General features: G+C 74.9%; 13 protein-coding genes and 1 rRNA gene. 2 read left to right on the top strand and 12 right to left on the bottom strand.

Features of this window, described 5'->3' with window-relative positions; all coding sequences use genetic code 11:
- Window positions 1–16: 16 nt before the first annotated feature.
- A complete protein-coding gene (locus ACFFHC_RS10035; protein WP_379805115.1) occupies window positions 17–3277 on the top strand; it encodes an efflux RND transporter permease subunit in 3261 nt (1086 codons plus the stop codon).
- A gap of 69 nt (window positions 3278–3346) precedes the next feature.
- Here ACFFHC_RS10035 and ACFFHC_RS10040 read toward each other — a convergent pair whose 3' ends face one another.
- The 9 genes from ACFFHC_RS10040 to alr form a co-directional block, all read right to left on the bottom strand.
- On the bottom strand, window positions 3347–4033 hold the full coding sequence (locus ACFFHC_RS10040) for a potassium channel family protein (RefSeq protein ID WP_070705157.1): 687 nt from the start codon (window positions 4031–4033) through the stop codon (window positions 3347–3349).
- Window positions 4034–4099: 66 nt separating this feature from the next.
- Window positions 4100–5578: a TrkH family potassium uptake protein gene (locus tag ACFFHC_RS10045; RefSeq protein ID WP_202816713.1), complete on the bottom strand. Its 1479-nt coding sequence runs from the start codon at window positions 5576–5578 to the stop codon at window positions 4100–4102.
- Between the two features lie 11 nt (window positions 5579–5589).
- Window positions 5590–7383 carry a glycoside hydrolase family 3 N-terminal domain-containing protein gene (locus tag ACFFHC_RS10050; RefSeq protein WP_379805120.1) on the bottom strand — a complete coding sequence of 598 codons (1794 nt, stop codon included), beginning with the start codon at window positions 7381–7383 and terminating at the stop codon, window positions 5590–5592.
- On the bottom strand, window positions 7383–8435 hold the full coding sequence (gene tsaD / locus ACFFHC_RS10055) for a tRNA (adenosine(37)-N6)-threonylcarbamoyltransferase complex transferase subunit TsaD (protein WP_070706012.1): 1053 nt from the start codon (window positions 8433–8435) through the stop codon (window positions 7383–7385). The genes ACFFHC_RS10050 and tsaD overlap by 1 nt, the downstream gene beginning before the upstream one ends.
- Window positions 8432–9001, bottom strand: a complete 570-nt coding sequence (gene rimI / locus ACFFHC_RS10060) for a ribosomal protein S18-alanine N-acetyltransferase (RefSeq protein WP_238138217.1) — start codon at window positions 8999–9001, stop codon at window positions 8432–8434. Before rimI ends, tsaD begins: the two co-directional genes overlap by 4 nt.
- Window positions 8998–9693 (bottom strand): tRNA (adenosine(37)-N6)-threonylcarbamoyltransferase complex dimerization subunit type 1 TsaB, encoded by a 696-nt coding sequence (gene tsaB, locus ACFFHC_RS10065; RefSeq protein ID WP_101850000.1) that lies wholly within the window; start codon window positions 9691–9693, stop codon window positions 8998–9000. The genes rimI and tsaB overlap by 4 nt, the downstream gene beginning before the upstream one ends.
- A 35-nt stretch (window positions 9694–9728) precedes the next feature.
- Entirely contained in the window at window positions 9729–10205 is a 477-nt protein-coding gene (tsaE, locus tag ACFFHC_RS10070; RefSeq protein ID WP_101850004.1) for a tRNA (adenosine(37)-N6)-threonylcarbamoyltransferase complex ATPase subunit type 1 TsaE, read from the bottom strand.
- Between the two features lie 32 nt (window positions 10206–10237).
- Window positions 10238–11140, bottom strand: a complete 903-nt coding sequence (locus ACFFHC_RS10075; RefSeq protein ID WP_180802276.1) for an alpha/beta fold hydrolase — start codon at window positions 11138–11140, stop codon at window positions 10238–10240.
- Entirely contained in the window at window positions 11137–12330 is a 1194-nt protein-coding gene (alr, locus tag ACFFHC_RS10080; protein ID WP_070705389.1) for an alanine racemase, read from the bottom strand. Before alr ends, ACFFHC_RS10075 begins: the two co-directional genes overlap by 4 nt.
- Window positions 12331–12435: 105 nt before the next feature.
- On the opposite strand from alr, the gene mptB reads away from it, so the two are divergent.
- Window positions 12436–13989, top strand: coding sequence for a polyprenol phosphomannose-dependent alpha 1,6 mannosyltransferase MptB (gene mptB, locus ACFFHC_RS10085; protein ID WP_141495038.1), 1554 nt, complete (start codon window positions 12436–12438; stop codon window positions 13987–13989).
- A gap of 35 nt (window positions 13990–14024) precedes the next feature.
- Here the strand turns inward: mptB and ACFFHC_RS10090 are convergent, their stop codons facing one another.
- The 3 genes from ACFFHC_RS10090 to rrf form a co-directional block, all read right to left on the bottom strand.
- Complete coding sequence (locus tag ACFFHC_RS10090) at window positions 14025–14825, bottom strand: HAD-IIA family hydrolase (protein WP_168168479.1); 801 nt, start codon at window positions 14823–14825, stop codon at window positions 14025–14027.
- 26 nt (window positions 14826–14851) lie between these two features.
- Window positions 14852–15748: a tetratricopeptide repeat protein gene (locus ACFFHC_RS10095; protein ID WP_141495039.1), complete on the bottom strand. Its 897-nt coding sequence runs from the start codon at window positions 15746–15748 to the stop codon at window positions 14852–14854.
- A 634-nt stretch (window positions 15749–16382) separates the two neighbouring features.
- A 5S ribosomal RNA gene (rrf, locus tag ACFFHC_RS10100) occupies window positions 16383–16499 on the bottom strand.
- Window positions 16500–16630: the final 131 nt, after the last annotated feature.

The raw sequence follows: 16630 nt of genomic DNA on the forward strand, positions 1-16630 counted from the left end.
CCCGGAGGTCCCGCACATGACTGCCCTTGCCCGCCTGAGCCTGAGGAACAGGGCGTTGGTGGCCCTGGCCACGGTGCTCACCCTCGTGCTCGGACTGTTCTCCACGTCCTCCCTCAAGCAGGAGCTGCTCCCCTCGCTGGAGTTCCCCCTGGTGGTGGCCGTGACGCCCGTGCAGGGCGCCGACTCGCAGGTGGTGGAGTCCCGCGTCACCGTGCCGATGGAGCGCGCTGCCGAGCAGCTCGACGGCATCGAGAAGGTGGAGTCCACCAGCTCCAACGGCCTCTCGGTGGTGCAGGCCACGCTCACCTACGGCACCTCCCTGGACGACGCGAAGGCCGCGCTCCAGGCCGAGGTCTCGGGCATGGACCTCCCCGAGGGGGCCGAGCCCCAGGTGATCGTGGGCGCCTTCGACGCCTTCCCGATCATGCAGGTCTCGGCCACCGGCGGCGGGAGCACCGACCAGCTCGTGGAGCGCCTCAACACCTCGGTGGTGCCCGAGCTCGAGAAGATCGACGGCGTCCGCGAGGTGCAGCTCAGCGGCGTGAAGGACCAGCAGGTGCGGGTGGACCTGGACCCGGCCAAGGCCGCGAAGGCCGGCGTGACCCCGCAGGCCGTGGCCGCCGCGCTGCAGTCCCACGGCGTGGTGGTGCCCGGCGGCACCCTCAACGACGGGGACCAGTCCCTGGCCGTGCAGGTGGGGGCGAGCTTCCAGGACGTCTCCGAGCTGCGCGCGCTGCCGCTGGCCGCCCAGCCCGCCACCGGTGGCGAGGGCGGGCAGGACCCGACCGCCCAGGGCCAGGGCCGGCCGGCGGGCGCCGCCGCGGCCTCCTCCCCGTCCTCCCCGGTGACCCTCGGCGACGTCGCCAAGGTCACCCTCGCCGACCCGCCGGCCACCGGCCACACCCGCACCGACGGCCGACCCGCCGTCACCCTCGGCATCGTCAAGACCCCCGAGGGGAACACCGTGGGCATCTCCCACGACGTGTCCGACGCCCTGGCCGGGCTGCAGGACGACCTCGGGCAGGACGGCCGCCTCACCGTGGTGTTCGACCAGGCCCCGTTCGTCGAGCAGTCCATCCACGACCTCACCACCGAGGGCCTGCTGGGCCTCGGCTTCGCCATCCTCGTGGTGCTGCTCTTCCTGCTCTCGATCCGCCTGACGCTCGTCACCGCGGTGTCCATCCCGCTCTCGCTGCTCGTGGCGATGATCGGCCTGCACCTGGCCGGCTACTCGCTGAACATCCTCACCCTCGGTGCGCTCACCATCGCCGTGGGGCGCGTGGTGGACGACTCCATCGTGGTCATCGAGAACATCAAGCGCCACGTGGACGGCGGCGAGCCCAAGGCGCAGGCCATCCCGCGCGCCGTGGCCGAGGTGGCCGGTGCCGTGACCTCCTCCACGCTGGCCACCGCGGCGGTGTTCCTGCCGCTGGGCCTCGTGGGCGGACAGGTGGGCGAGCTCTTCCGCCCCTTCGCCCTCACCGTCGTGGTGGCCCTGCTGGCCTCCCTCCTGGTGGCCCTCACCATCATCCCGGTGCTGGGCTACTGGTTCCTGCGCAGCCGCGACGCCGGCGATCTCACCGAGGAGCAGCGCCTGGCCGCCCTGCACTCCGACGACCCGGACTGGCTGCAGCGCGGCTACCTGCCCGTGCTGCGCACGGTCATCCGCCGCCCCCTGCTCACCTGCCTGGCGGGCCTGCTCGTGTTCGCCGGCACCGTGGCCTCCGCCGGCCTGGTGAAGACCGACTTCATGGGCTCGGCCGGCGACACCCAGGTGAACGTCACCCAGGAGATGCCCGCCGGCACCACCCTGGAGGCCACCGACGCCGCCGCCCGGAAGGTGGAGAAGGCCCTCGCCGGCATCGACGGCGTGAAGACCGTCACCGCCACCGTGGGTGACACCGGCGACGGCGCGGCCGCCATGACCGGTGGCGGCTCGAGCTCCTCGCAGTTCTTCGTGGCCATGGACGACGAGGCCGACGCCGACGCGGTGCGCACCACCATCGAGGACCGGCTGCAGGACGTGCCCGGCACCGTCCGCGTGACCGGCGCCTCGGAGGACCCGTCGATGGGCCGCACCCAGGTGGTGGTGCGCTCCGATGACGAGAAGGCCCTGGAGGAGACCGCGCGTGCCGTCGAGAAGGCCGTCTCCGGTGTGCAGGGCGCCACGGACGTCTCCAACAACGCGGCCGACACCATCCCCGCCGTGCGCGTGGAGGTCGACCGCCAGAAGGCTCAGGCCGCCGGGCTCTCCGAGGCGGTCGTCGGCCAGCTCGTGGCCGGCGCGCTGCACGGCGCCCCGGTCGGCGAGGTGACCCTGCGGGACGCCGCCCACCCGGTGGTGGTCGTGCAGGGCGAGAAGCCGACCTCCGTGGCCGCGCTGAGGAAGCTGCCGGTGGGCGCCGGTCCGAAGGGCCCGCTCACCCTGGCCGACGTGGCCAGCGTCAGGAAGGTGGAGTCGCCGGTGAGCATCACGCGCACCGACGGCCAGCGCTCGGCCACCATCACCGCCGTCAACGACACCGACGACCTCGGTGCCTTCACCCGGGATCTCACCCAGGCCGTGGACGGCGTCGACGTGCCCGAGGGCGTGGAGGTCTCCGTGGGCGGCGAGAGCGAGGAGCAGGCCGAGGCCTTCGCCCAGCTGGGGCTGGCCATGCTGGCGGCCATCGGCATCGTCTACCTGATCATGGTGGCGGCCTTCCGCTCGATCGTGCAGCCGCTCATCCTGCTGGTCTCCATCCCCTTCGCGGCCACCGGCGCCATCGCGATGCTGGTGCTCACCCGGGTGCCGCTGGGCGTGGCCGGCATGATCGGCGGCCTGATGCTGGTGGGCATCGTGGTGACCAACGCCATCGTGCTCATCGACCTGGTCAACCAGTACCGCGCCCGCGGGCTGTCGATCGAGGACGCCGTGGTGGAGGGCGGCCGCCACCGCCTGCGCCCCATCCTCATGACGGCGCTGGCCACCATCTGCGCGCTCAACCCGATGGCGTTCGCGCTCACCGGCGGCGGGGCCTTCATCAGCCAGCCGCTGGCGATCGTGGTGATCGGCGGCCTGCTGAGCAGCACGGTGCTCACGCTGCTGCTGGTGCCGGCGCTGTACGTCATCGTGGAGCGCGTCGGCCGCCGGTTCGGCCGGGACCGCGGGCAGGAGGCCGGGGAGGCCGAGGGCCTGCCGGCCCCCGGGGCGGAGGGGTCGGCGCAGGCCGCCCCCGCCCGTCCGGCGCGCGGCGGGGCTACCGCGCTCGACGGGTGGCGACCGGCCGGCGCCTGACCCGCGCCACGACGAGGGGCCTGCCCCGGGGAGAGCCCCGGGGCAGGCCCCTCATCGTGGGTGGCGGCCTCAGTCGGGCAGGTCGGTGAGGCTGCAGAAGGCCTCCACCCGGTCGGTGGGGCCGGAGACGATGAGCTCGTCGCCCCGCCGCACCACCGTGTCAGCCTGGGCGTAGGTGAAGTTCTCGCCGGTGCGCTTGAGCCCCACGATGGTGACGCCGTGCCGGCTGCGCGGCAGCGACTGCGCCAGCGGCAGGTCCCAGGTCTCCCGGGGCGAGCGCGTGCGGGCGATGGCGAAGCCGTCCTCGAAGCCCATGTAGTCGGTCATCCCGCCGGCCACGATGTGGGCGACGCGCTCCCCCATCGACCAGTCGGGGTAGATGACGTGCTGCACGCCGATCTTGCCCAGGATGCGCCCGTGCTTGCGGGTGATGGCCTTGGCCCACACCTCGGGCACACCCGCCTCGACGAGGGCCACCGCGGAGAGCACGCTGGCCTCCACGTCGTTGCCGATGGCCACCACCGCGCGGTCGAACTCCCCCACGCCCAGCTGGGCCAGGGCGGCGTCGTCCGTGGCGTCGGCCTGCACCACGTGCTCGATCTGACCGGACCACTTCTGCACGATGGCCGGGTCGGTGTCCACGCCGAGCACGTCGATGCCCTGGCGCGAGAGCGAGGCCGCCACGGCGCCGCCGAAGCGGCCGAGGCCGATGACGACCACCGAGACCTGACGGGGGCGGGGGTTCCTGCCGAGCATGGGGCTCCTTCGGTGCGGACGGGGTGGGTGCGGGCGGGGTGGGTGCGGGCGGGGACGACCGGGCGGTCAGCCCACGATGGGGCGTTCCTCGGGGTGGCGCACCACGGGCCGGCGCCGCCGCAGCGCGAGCGCGGAGGCCGCGGTGATGGGGCCCACGCGGCCGAGGAACATCAGGGCCATGAGGATGAGCTGGGCCGGCGGCGGCATCGAGGGGGTGATGCCGAGCGTGAGCCCCACGGTGGCGAAGGCGGAGACCACCTCGAAGAGCACCTGGTCGAAGCTGAAGCGGGTGAGCATCAGGATGGCGATGGTCGCCGCCGTGACCAGCCCCACGGCCAGCAGGGCCACCGAGAGCGCCTGGCGCACCACGGCCTGGGGCACGCGGCGGTGGGCGATGACGACCTCCTCGTCACCCCGCACCTCGGCCACCATGACGAACCAGAGCAGCAGGAAGGTGGTCACCTTGAGACCACCGGCGGTGCCCGCCGACCCGCCACCGATGAACATGAGCAGCGTGGTGATGGCCTCGGTCTCGGGACGCACCTGCCCGTAGTCCACCGAGTTGAACCCGGCGGTGCGCGGGAAGACGCCCCCGTTGGCCCACGCGGCCAGCAGCTTCTGGGAGGGCTCCATGCCCGCGAGGGTGCCGGTGTTGCGCCACTCGAAGACGGTGAACGCCACAGTGCCCACGAGCAGCAGCCCCACCGTGCCGGCCAGGGTGAGCCGGGTGTGGATGGACCAATGGCCCGGCGCCCGGGAGGTGCGCTGCGCCCAGGTGCCCGGCACCGACCCGTCGGCCTCGGACTCCAGCGGTCCGTACCCGCCGGCCGGGCCGCGGCGCGCGCCGGGACGGGTGCGGGCCAGGTGGCGCACCACCTCGGCGATGACGGGGAAGCCGAGGCCGCCGAGCACCACGGCCACGGTGATCGGCAGCACCAGCCAGGGGTCGGTGACCACCGGCACGAGGTTGGTGGACCACAGGGCGAAGCCGGCGTTGTTGAACGCCGAGACGGCGTGGAAGACCCCGTGCCACGCGGCGGTGGGCAGCGAGTCGTCGTAGGCGATGCGGAAGCGCACCGTGAGGGCCACGGCCACCAGCGCCTCGATGAGCAGGGAGATGCCGATGACCCGGCGCACCACGCCGCGCACGTCACCGGGGTCCAGGGCGTGCGTCTCGGTCTGCGCCCCCAGGCGGGCCCGCATCCGCATCTTGCCGCGCACCACGAGCGTGAGCAGGGTGGCCAGGGTCATCACACCGAGGCCGCCCACCTGGATGAGGCCGATGATGACCGCCTGCCCGAAGGGGGTCCAGTAGGTGGCGGTGTCGACCGTGACCAGCCCGGTCACGCAGACCGCGGACACGGTGGTGAAGGCGGCCACGAGCAGCGGGGCGGACCCCGGCTCCCGCGTGGCCGCGGGCAGCATGAGCAGCAGGGTGCCGGCCACGGCGGCGGCGGCGAAGCCCGCCAGGACGAGGCGAGCGGGGTTGCTCACCAGGACACCCCAGATCGAGGCGCCGGGTGCGCGGCGCAGGCGGAGGCTCACGACCCGGCAGCCTAGTCCTGCCCGTCGCCGGACCCGCCCGTGTCGCAGGTGGTCCCGGTCACGCGGTCGCCCACATCCACCGGCAGAGTGCCGGCGGGGGTGACCCGCCCGACCAGCGCCTCGGCCACGGCCTGCAGCTGGGCCGGGGTGTCGCCGAAGGCGGCGAGCCGCACCGGGGCGTCCACGGCGGCCAGCGCGTAGGGCGTGTCCAGCGCCACCGCGGCGTCGGCGGACCCCGCCGACGAGCCCCCGGCACGCTCCGAGGCGGCCTCCTCCGGCACCGAACCGTCCTCCACCTCGCCCGCGGCGTAGTCGCCGCCGTCCACGAGGCGCACCGTGGCCCCGCCGGTGCCCTCCCGGACGCCGACCTGCCGGAGCGCGGCGGTGAGGCCAGCCCGCTGGGAGGCGGTTCCCCCCACCACGCGGGCACGGTCACCGGCGTCCAGCGCGTGCACCTCGCAGGAGCCCAGGCTCGTGAGCGAGGCCCGGGCCAGCCGTCGGGCCTGGTCCTCGCCGGCGTCCAGTACCGAGGCCGGAGGCTGCTCCCCCACCTGCAGGCTCGCCGCCACCACGTGGGCGGCCGCCTCGCGCAGCCGCTCCTCGGGCAGGGTGCCGTCCTGGACGGCCTCCACCACGGCGGCCCGCGCGGCCTGCGGGTCCGGCGGCAGGAGCAGCAGGTCCGCGCCGGCCAGCAGCGCCGCCACGGAGCGGTCGTGGCCGGTGGTCGCCTCGGCGGTGTCCAGCGCCCCCATGTTCAGGGCGTCGGTCACCACCAGCGGGTCGGCGCCGTCCTCGCGCAGGTGGCCGAGCAGCGCCGCGCTCAGGCTCGCTGGCAGCCGGTCCACCGCGGGCACGGCGATGTGGCCGGTCATCACCGGCAGGTCGTGCTCCGCGAGCGCCCGGAAGGGCACGAGGTCGCGCTCGGTGAGTTCCTGCCAGGTGGCGTCGGTCGAGGGCAGCCCGTGGTGGCTGTCGCTCTCCAGCCCGCCGTGGCCGGGGAAGTGCTTGGCCACCGGCACGATGCCGGCCGCCCGGTACCCCTCGGCCAGGGCGGTGGCCACCCGGGCCACCCGCTGCGGGTCCGCGCCCGGCGAGCGCACGCCGATGGTGGGGTCCTGCGGCCCGGCGGTCACGTCCGCGTCGGGGGCGAACACCATCGTGAAGCCCAGGGCGCGCAGCTGCTCGCCGCTGAGGCGGGCGATCTCGCGCGAGAGCTCGCCGTCGGCGGCGGCGCCGTGCGCCATCGCCGCGGGCAGGGGCGTCACCGGTTCCTCGATGCGGCGGACCGGTCCGCCCTCCTGGTCCACCCCGACCACGGCCGGCCAGGTGCGCCCGGAACGCTCCTGGGCGCGCTGCACCTGGGCGGTCACGCGGGGCAGGGCGGCGGGGTCGTCCGGCACGTTGCTGTCGAAGAGGATGACGCCGCCGAATCCCTCTCCCACCAGCCGGTCGGCGTTGCGGCCCGAGGAGCCCTCGTACCCGGCCACGATGACCTGCCCGGCCAGGGCGCGGGTGTCCAGGTCGGCCACGAGCTCCTCGGCGCGCGCCACCGCGTCGTCCCAGGCCAGGTCGGGACCGGTGGCCTGCGGCGAGGGGTCGCCGCTGCTGTCCGACGAGGGGTCGTGGGGCGAGGACGACGGGGACGACGAGCCGGACGACGAGGGAGTCTCCCCCGGCGTCGGGCCGGCGGCCTCGCTGCTCGGGGCGCCGCTCCCCGAGGAGGGCGCGGGCCCGGGCCCCGACCCGGAGCACCCCACGAGGAGCGCACCGGCCAGGACGGGCGCGACCACGTGGCCCCAGCGCATCAGACCTGCACCTCTGTCACCGGCTGGGAGGAGCTCGACGGCAGGTCGAGCCCCGAGGGCGTGCGGCCGCGCGCCACCATCTGGGCCCCGAGGGCCGCCACCATGGCACCGTTGTCCGTGCAGAGCCCGGGCCGGGGCACGCGCAGCCGGATGCCGGCGGCCTCGCACCGCTCCGTGGCCAGCGCACGCAGACGCGAGTTCGCGGCCACCCCACCGCCCAGCATCAGGTCCTGCACCCCCTCGGCGCGGCAGGCGGCCACGGCCTTGCGGGTGAGAACGTCCACCACGGCCTCCTGGAAGCTCGCGGCCACGTCGGCCACCGGCACCGCCTCGCCGTCGCGCTCCCGGGTCTCCACCCAGCGCGCCACGGCGGTCTTCAAGCCGCTGAAGGAGAAGTCGAACTCGTGGCGCTCCAGGTCGCGCCGGGAGGTGAGCCCGCGCGGGAAGTCGATGGCGATGCGGTTGCCCTCGCGCGCCGCCCGGTCGATGTGGGGGCCGCCGGGGAAGGGCAGGCCGAGCACCCGCGCCACCTTGTCGAATGCCTCACCGGCCGCGTCGTCGATGGTCTGCCCCATCGGCCGCACGTCGCAGGTGATGTCCGGCACCATGAGCAACGAGGAGTGCCCCCCGCTCACGAGCAGGCTCATCATCGGCTCGGGCAGCGGGCCGTGCTCCACGACGTCCACGGCCACGTGCGCGGCCAGGTGGTTCACGCCGTAGAGCGGCTTCCCGAGCCCCATGGCCAGGGCCTTGGCGCTCGCGGCCCCCACGAGCAGTGCACCGGCCAGGCCCGGCCCGGCCGTCACGGCCACGGCATCCACGTCCTGCAGGCGCACCCCGGCGTCGGCGCACGCCTGCTCGATGGTGGGCACCATCGCCTCCAGGTGGGCGCGGCTGGCCACCTCGGGCACCACGCCCCCGAAGGCGGCGTGCTGGTCCATGCTGCTGGCGACGGCGTCGGCCAGCAGGGTGGTGCCACGGACGATGCCCACGCCCGTCTCGTCGCAGCTCGTCTCGATGCCGAGCACCAGGGGCTCGTCGGGGCGCGTCATCGGGCGCTCACCTCCAGAGGGTGGGTGGGGTCGTGCGGGGTCGGGTCGTGGGGCGCCGGGGCGGGCTCCGCGACCTGGTCGAGCAGCAGGCGCAGCACGTGCGCGTCCACCGGCCCGTCGGGGCCGCGGTAGTAGCCGCGGCGGACGGTCAGCTCGGTGAAGCCCAGGCGCCGGTAGAGGGCCAGGGCGGCCACGTTGTCCGAGCGCACCTCCAGCAGCAGCGCCTCGGCGCCCTCCTGCCGCGCCCGGCGCACGAGGTGGTCCATCACCCGGCGGCCGAGGCCGGCACCGCGCGCCGTGGGGTCCACGGTGACGGTCATGACGTCCGCGGTGCTGCCGCCGTGGTCCAGCCCGGCGTAGGCCAGCACCCGGCGGGTTCCCGGCACGGCCGCCCCGGTGGACGCGGCGTCCACGGCCACGACGTACTCGCGGCGGGGCGCTGCCAGCTCGGCCCACCAGGTGGCCTCGGTCCAGCCGTCGTGCGGGTGGGCCTCGGCCTCCATCGCCACGAGCTGGCCCAGGTCGCGCCAGTGGGCCGGGACGATCTCCACCGCCGGGGCGCTCACAGCAGCACCCGCTTGCGCTGGCCGGGCGTCTGCGAGTCGGGGCGGCGCAGGTAGAGCGGCTCGGTGCCGGTGAGGCACTCCGGGTGGTCCACCGCGAGACGGGCCAGCGCGGCGGCGTCCACGTCGGGTCCGGCGCCCACGCGGCGCCCGGTGAACTCCTCCGGGTAGAGGCCGGCGCCGGCCCCCACCACGGGCAGGGCCCGCAGCGCGGCCGGCAGGTCCGCGGCGCGCCCCACCTCGGGGCCGGCCACCCGCTGCAGGCCGCTCGCGTAGTGGGCCCAGTAGACCTCCTTGCGGCGGGCGTCGGTGGCCACCAGCAGCGGCTCGTCGGCGGCCACCCCGCCGGCCTCCCGGGCGGCGGCGGCCAGGGCGTCCAGGCTGCACACCCCGTGGAGGCGCGCCCCGGAGGTCAGGGCCAGCACGCGGGCGGTGGCGATGCCGACGCGCAGGCCGGTGAAGGGCCCGGGCCCGGTGCCCACCACCACGTCGGTGACCTCGTCCACGCCGACCCCGGCCTCGGCGAGGGCCTGCTCCACCACCGGGGCCAGCTGCTCGCCGGCGGCGCGGGCGTCCACCACGGTGCGCACGGCGAGCACCTCGCCGGGCACGCCCGCGGCCTCCTCGACGGCGGGCGCCCCGGAGTGCACGGCGGCGGTGACGGCAGCGGTCGAGGTGTCCAGGGCCAGCAGCATGGGGGCCAGCGTAGTTGCCGGCCCCTTCCCCGACCTCAGGGCAGTGCGCGGCGCAGCAGGGCCGAGAGCTCGGCGAGCCGCGCCTCGTGGCCCTGCCACTCCCCCACCGCGGCCACCTCCACCTGGCGGGTGACCTGGTCGGCGTCGTCGGCATCGCGCCCGGTGGCCCGGCGCACGGTCACCTCGAGCCAGCGGTCGGTGAGCTGCTCCACGAGACCGGCACCCCACTCGGCCACCAGCACGGCGCCGGCCAGGTCGGTGTCGAGGTCGATCTCGTCCACCTCGTGGCGGCTGCCCAGGCGGTAGGTGTCCACGTGCACCAAGGCGGGGCCCTCCCCGGCCGAGGGGTGCACGCGGGAGATCACGAAGGTCGGCGAGGTCACCTCTCCGGCCACGCCCATGCCCTCACCCAGCCCGCGGGTCAGGGTGGTCTTGCCCGCACCCAGCTCCCCGGTGAGCACCAGCACGTCCCCGGCCCGCACCCACCGGCCCAGGCGGCGGCCCAGCTCCATCGTCTGCTCGGCCGTCGAGGCCTCCACCACGCTCACGCGCACTCCCTCACCAGCTGCAGCACCGCGCCGGCCACGTCGTGGGGGTGCTCCACCATGAGCAGGTGCCCCGCCGCGGGGACCACCTGCAGGGTGGATCCCCGGTGCAGGGCGGCGATCTCCTCGGAGTGGGCCAGGGGCGTCATGCGGTCATCATCACCGATGAGGACCAACCCCCGGCAGTCCAGCGAGCGCAGCGCGTCGCGCCCGTCGTGGGCCAGCACCGAGGTGAGCAGCTCGGCGAGAACGCGGTAGGGCACCCGGTGGTGCATGGCCTGCACCTGGCGCAGGGTCGACCGGGAGGGCCGGCGGTGGAAGTTCGAGCGCGCCAGGTGGGCGAGCTCCACCTCCCGGGCACCGCCACGGGGGGCGGGGCGCACGTCCGGTCCCGACCGGGCCGCACGGGCCATGACCCGCGGGGCGATCTGCCCCACGAGGGGGCCCACCAGGGCTCCGGCGCGAACCGGCAGGCCGAAGGGGGAGGAGGCCATGCCACCGGGCGAGGTGGCGAGCCACACCATCGCGTCCACACGGCGGGCGATGGCCTCGTGCCGGGCCAGCACCCGCATCAGCACCATCCCGCCCATGGAGTGCCCCACGAGCACCAGCGGCCGGCCCTCGGGCACGTGCAGGGAGCGCAGCACGGCGGCCAGGTCGTCGGCCAGCACGTCCAGGTCCAGGGGCTGCTCCCCCGCACGCGACCACCCGTGGCCGGCCAGGTCCGGGCGCACCACGCGCACGCCGCCGGCAGCCAGGATGCGGGCCATCGGACCGAAGATGCCCGAGCCCAGCGCGTACCCGTGCACGAGCACCACGGTGGCCGGCGCGTCGTCCTGCGACGGCCCGTGCTCCACGGCGTGCAGCTCGCGGTCCTCGCGGGTGATCCAGTGGTGGATCACGCGTCCTCCCCCACGAGCACCCGCGGCACCCGCGGCCCGAGGCGGGTGACCACCTCGTAGCTGATGGTGCCGGCGACCTCGGCCCAGTCCTGCGCCGTGGGGCCGCCGTCGGTGCCGTCGCCGAAGAGGACCACCTCGTCACCCACGGCCGCCGGCGGCTCGGCCCCCGTGGCCTCCCCGAGGTCCACCACGAACTGGTCCATGCACACCCGCCCGGCGATGCGGGCCGCCAGCACCGAGCCCGACCCGCCCTCGGCGCTGCCGGGGCGCACCTGCACCGGGGCGGCGTCCGAGACCGCCCGGGGGATCCCGTCGCCGTAGCCGAGCGGCACCACACCGAGCCACCGGTCGGTGGCCGTGACGTGCGTGAACGAATAGCTCACCCCGCTGCCGGCGGGCACGCGGCGTACCGCCGAGAGGGGCGAGGTCAGGGTCATCGCCGGGCGGAGGCCGAGGTCGGCAGCGGTGTGCAGCTGCGGCACCGGCGAGAGCCCGTAGGCGGACAGCCCGGGCCGCACCAGGTCGTAGGCCAGGTCCGGGCGCGTCACCACGGCGGCCGAGTTGGCCAGGTGGCGCCACCGGGGGTCCAGTCCGGCACGGGCCACCACGGCCAGCCCGTCCTCGAACGCGTCACGTTGCACGTCCACCGACGGGTGCCCGGGGTCGTCGGCGCACGCGAGGTGGGAGAACACGCCCTCGACCCGCAGCACGCCCTCCTGCTCGGCGCGGCGGGAGGCGGCCACCACGTCCTGCCAGTCGCCGGGGGCCACGCCGCCACGACTCATGCCGGTGTCCAGCTCGAGGTGCACGGTCGCCCGCACGCCCGCCTCCCGGGCGGCCGCCACCACGCGGTCGAGCACCCACCGACTGCCCACTCCCACGGTCACCTCGTGCTCCACCAGCGGACCGAAGGCGGTGGCGGGAGTGGGCAGCCAGGCGATGACGGGCCCGCCCACCCCGGCCTCGCGCAGGGCCAGGGCCTCCTCGGGCCGGGCGACGCCCACGATCGCGACCCCCGCGGCACGAGCTGCCCGGGCTGCGGCCAGCGCCCCGTGCCCGTAGCCACCGGCCTTGACCACACCCATCACGTCGGCGTCACCGGCCCACTGGGCGCACCGGGTGAGGTTGGCGCGGATCGCTGAGCTGTCGACGAGTGCCCGGGGGCCCTCCGGGGCGGGATGGGTGTGCATCGGCCCATCGTCCCACCCACCCGTCGACGGAGATCCCCGGTGCCACCCTCACTTACGATGGGGCCCGAATCCACACCACCTGCGGGGAGGTCCACGCCGTTGCGCTTGTCCGAGCTGAGCACACCCATGCTGACGGCGTGGCGCGACGGACGAGTCCGATGGGGCTTCCTGGCCTCGCTCCTCATGGCCCTGGGTGCCCACACCCCGCTCTTCCTGCCGCGGATCAACCCCGTCGAGCGGGTGGCCTGGCTGCGCTGGCTGCTCTCCCCCGAGGGCTCGCTGGGCGCCACCGTGGTGCTCCTGGCCGGCACCATCGGCCTGGCCACGGCCTGGCTGCGGGTCCGGCCGCGCAGCGACCGCCCGGCGCCCCCGATGCGCGCCACCATCGTGTGGTGGTCCCTGCCGATGGTGCTGGCACCGCCCCTGTACAGCCACGACGCGTACTCCTACGCGGCCGTCGGGTGGATGCACCGCATCGGCCTCAACCCGTACGAGATGGGGCCGGGGGCCGTCAGCGGCTACTTCCGGCAACAGGTGGACCCCTTCTGGCTGCTCACGCCGACCCCCTACGGCCCGCTCGCCCTGGAGGTGCAGCGCTGGCTGGTGGTCCTCGTCGGTGAGCGTCCGTACCCGGCGGCCGTGGCCATGCGCCTCATGGCCCTGGCCGGCATGGCGCTGCTGCTGTGGGCCATCCCGCGCCTGGCCCGGTGGGTGGGCGTGCGCGGCGACGTGGCCCTGTGGTGGGGCGTGGCCAACCCGCTGACGCTCATGCACTTCGTGGGCGGCGCCCACAACGACGCCCTGATGGTGGGCCTGCTGGCCTTCGCCCTGTGGGTGAGCACGCGGGGCCACCCGTGGTGGTCGCTGGTGCTGGCCTCGGCCCTCATCGCGGCGGCCACCGCCGTCAAGCAGCCGGCAGCCGTCGGTCTGCTGGGCACCACCGCCCTGTGCACCGCCCGCATGCACCCGCACCTGCTCGGGGGACGTCGCTCGAGCCTCCTTCCCACCCCCGGGGAGGCGTGGCTCTCCAAGGCGTGGCCCGACGTGAAGCGCCTCTTCGTGCCCTCCGTCGTGGCCGCGGTGGTCTTCGCCGCCTCGTTCGCCGCCATCACCTGGGTCACCGGGCTCGGCTACGGCTGGATCCCGGCGCTCTCGGTGCCCGGCATGGCCGCGGGCCTGTCCCCCATCAGCCTCATCGGGGGGCTGCTCGCCTCGGTGGCCACTGCCCTGGGCCTGCCCGATGCGGGGCCGGTCGTCAAGGGCGTGCTCAAGTACGCGGCCACGGCCGTCACGGCCTGCATCGTGCTGCTGGCCTCGCTGCGGGTGCTGCGCATCGGCGGCCTGGCCTTCACCGCCTGGACCCTGCTGGCGGTCGCCCTGCTCGGGCAGACGGTGCACCCCTGGTACGTGCTGTGGGGCCTCCCGCTGCTCCCCCTGGCGGGCATGCGCCCGGAGGTGGAGCGCGTCACCCTCTGGCTCACCTACGCCGTCGTGGCCTACAGCCTCTTCGACACCGGTGCCCGCGCCGGCCAGGTGGTCATCGGCCTGGCGTGCGTGGTGGTGCTCTTCTTCATCTTCCGCGGCCGGCAGCCCGGTCAGGACACGCGCGGGGTCGACCACCGCCTCGACCTCGTCGAGGAGGACCCCGAGGCGCTCTGAGCCGCCGCTCGCCCACTGGGTGCAGCGCCCCGGCCTCAGCCGAACGTGAGCTGCGAGAGGTCGTCCACCACGTGGTCCGGCACCTTCTCCGAGGCGCCCTCGCCGGCGGCCCGCTCGACCTCGGGCCACCCGTGCACGCCGGTGGCCACGAGCACGCTGCGCAGCCCGGCCCGGTTCGCCCCCAGCACGTCGGTCTCCAGCCGGTCCCCGATGCCGGCGACCTCACCGGCGGTGAGCCCCAGCCGCTCCAGGGCCAGCGTGTAGCTGCCGGTCTCGGGCTTGCCGGCCACGAGCGGCTCGCGCCCCGTGGCCCGGGCCACGGCGTCCACGTACGCCCCGTTGCCCGGTGCCACACCCCAGGCGGTCGGCAGGCCGGCGTCCCGGTTGGTGGCCACCCAGGTGGCCCCCCGACTGACGGCGTGCGCGGCGTCGTGCAGCAACTGCAGGGTGACCGTGGGGGCGTAGCCCTGCACGACGGCCCCGGCCTCGATGGGGTCGCTGGTCACCTCGAGGCCCTGGTCCCGGACGGCCCGGTCCAGGGCAGCCGACCCGGCCACGAGCACACGGGTCCCGGGGTCCACGGTCCGGGCGAGCACGTGGCTTCCCGCCATGGCCCCGGTGATCACCTGGTCCGGGGTCATCCGGACACCGTCCTGCTGCAGACGCGCGGCCAGCTCCTCCGGCCCACGGGAGGCGTTGTTCGTGAGGAACACGACGCGCAGTCCGCCGTGCATCCACGCGTTGAGCGACTCCACGGCCGAGTCGAAGACCCGGTCACCGGCGTGCACCACCCCGTCCACGTCGCAGACGAGGCCCCGCACACCCTCCAGGCGCACGGGACCTCGTGTGGGGAGCGAGACGCTCACTCCCGGCCCGCCTCCTCCTCGGCGTCCGGCTCAGTGCCCGGCTCCTCCGTGTGCGGCTCAGGTGCGTCGGCCTCGACCGTGTCGGCCTCCGCCGCGTCCTTGTCGTCCACGGTCCGCCGCCCAGCCTCCGCAGAAGCGGCCTCCCCCTCGGACGGCGTGGGCGCCGCCACGGGCGCCTCCCCCGCATCGGCGGGCGCGAAGTCCTCGAGGTCGTAGAAGACCCCCTCCTCGGGCTCGGGCACGGGGGCCTCACCGGTCTCGCCCACCGATTCGGCCTTCGCGTACCACTGGGCGGCCCGGTCGTCGCCCTGCTCCTGGAGGGCCTCAGCCAGAGCGAACCACAGCCGCCCGGCCATGGGATCGCTCGACTTCACACGGCCCGCGGGCGTCTCCAGCATGGCGACGGCCGCCGCCGGGTTGCCCAGGTCGCGGTGCGCACCGGCCAGCACGATGGCCATCTCCACCAGGCTCTCGGCCGACAGGTGCTGCGCCTCCCGCGACTCCGCGAGCTCCAGCGCCTTCTCGGGGCGCCCCAGACCCCGCTGGCAGTCGGCAACGAGCGGCAGCAGGTGGGTGGTGCCCCCCAGACGCATCGCGGTCCGCAGCTCCCGCAGGGCGTCGGACCACTCACCGCGCGCGTAGTGCACCGTCCCCAGCGCCTCACGGGCCGACGGCACACGCCCGGCACGACGTGACGCGGTCTCCGCGTGGGCCAGGGCGGCGTCGAGGTCCTCGTCGAGGAACAAGTAGGCGCACTCGATGTGGGCTGCCACGCCCTTCATGTTGTCCTTCGACAGCGTCTTCAACTCGTCCCACACCACCTGACCGAGGGCCTGGCCGGTCACACCGTCCGGGATGGCGGGGTCGGGGCGACGTCCCTGCTTGGGCGCCAAGGCGCGCGCACCCGACGAGAAGTTCTCGGGACGGTCCCCGCGTCCGCCGCGCGTCGCGGAGTGACCACGGTCCCCGGCGCCCCGGCCGCCTCGACGGTCGCCGTCACGCCCCCGGAAGCCTCCCCGCTCGTCGCGGCCCCGGCCTGCCCCGGCGCGACCACCCCGTCGTCCCCCGTCGCGGCCTCCTCGCACTCCAGGTCCCCCGCCTCGACGGTCCGGGAAGCCACCGGAGCGCCCGCCGCTGCGAGAGCCCCCACGCTCGTCACGGGGACGGCGCCCCCACGTGGAGTCCCCGTCACGCTCAGGGGTCGAGGGGCTGTCAGGTCGATCAGACGTCATGGCGCGATTCTACGCGGGCACCCACCGGGCCCCGGTGGCCCCGCTCCCCACCGCGCCCCCCTGGCCCGGTGACCATTCCACCCCCGAACCCCCGCGTACCGGGTTCTCGTCAGGCCACTTGGGTGGCTGCTCGTCAGGGCACCACCACCTGGTGCCTCCCGGGCCCACGGCGCGTCCCCGCCCACGGATGAACCCCCGGGCCCCACGCCAACAGCGACCCGCCAGACGGAAAGAATCCCGGGAATGGTTTCAGCCCCGCCCAACAACAGTTGGGCGGGGCTGAAACAAACGTTGAGTTCGGCGGTGTCCTACTCTCCCACACCGTTCCCAGTGCAGTACCATCGGCGCTGAAGGGCTTAGCTTCCGGGTTCGGAATGTGACCGGGCGTTTCCCCTTCGCTATGACCACCGAAACACTCTCGTACTCACACACACTCTGGCGAGTCGATTCGTGTCTCGAACCACACACACGCGTGGTGGCCTCACGAGACTCGTATTCACTTGAACCAACCACCCACCCAGGCACAAACCCAAAGTGGTCGCT

This window comes from Kytococcus schroeteri (assembly GCF_042433515.1).
Taxonomy (GTDB): domain Bacteria; phylum Actinomycetota; class Actinomycetes; order Actinomycetales; family Dermatophilaceae; genus Kytococcus; species Kytococcus schroeteri.

Bases quoted from the DNA above. Each gene is read 5' to 3' on its own strand.
- alr (WP_070705389.1), bottom strand. From the start codon at position 12,330: ATGCACACCCATCCCGCCCCGGAGGGCCCCCGGGCACTCGTCGACAGC.
- tsaB (WP_101850000.1), bottom strand. From the start codon at position 9,693: ATGCTGCTGGCCCTGGACACCTCGACCGCTGCCGTCACCGCCGCCGTG.
- tsaE (WP_101850004.1), bottom strand. From the start codon at position 10,205: ATGGAGCTGGGCCGCCGCCTGGGCCGGTGGGTGCGGGCCGGGGACGTG.
- ACFFHC_RS10050 (WP_379805120.1), bottom strand. From the start codon at position 7,383: ATGCGCTGGGGCCACGTGGTCGCGCCCGTCCTGGCCGGTGCGCTCCTC.
- ACFFHC_RS10040 (WP_070705157.1), bottom strand. From the start codon at position 4,033: ATGCTCGGCAGGAACCCCCGCCCCCGTCAGGTCTCGGTGGTCGTCATC.
- ACFFHC_RS10035 (WP_379805115.1), top strand. From the start codon at position 17: ATGACTGCCCTTGCCCGCCTGAGCCTGAGGAACAGGGCGTTGGTGGCC.
- tsaD (WP_070706012.1), bottom strand. From the start codon at position 8,435: ATGACGCGCCCCGACGAGCCCCTGGTGCTCGGCATCGAGACGAGCTGC.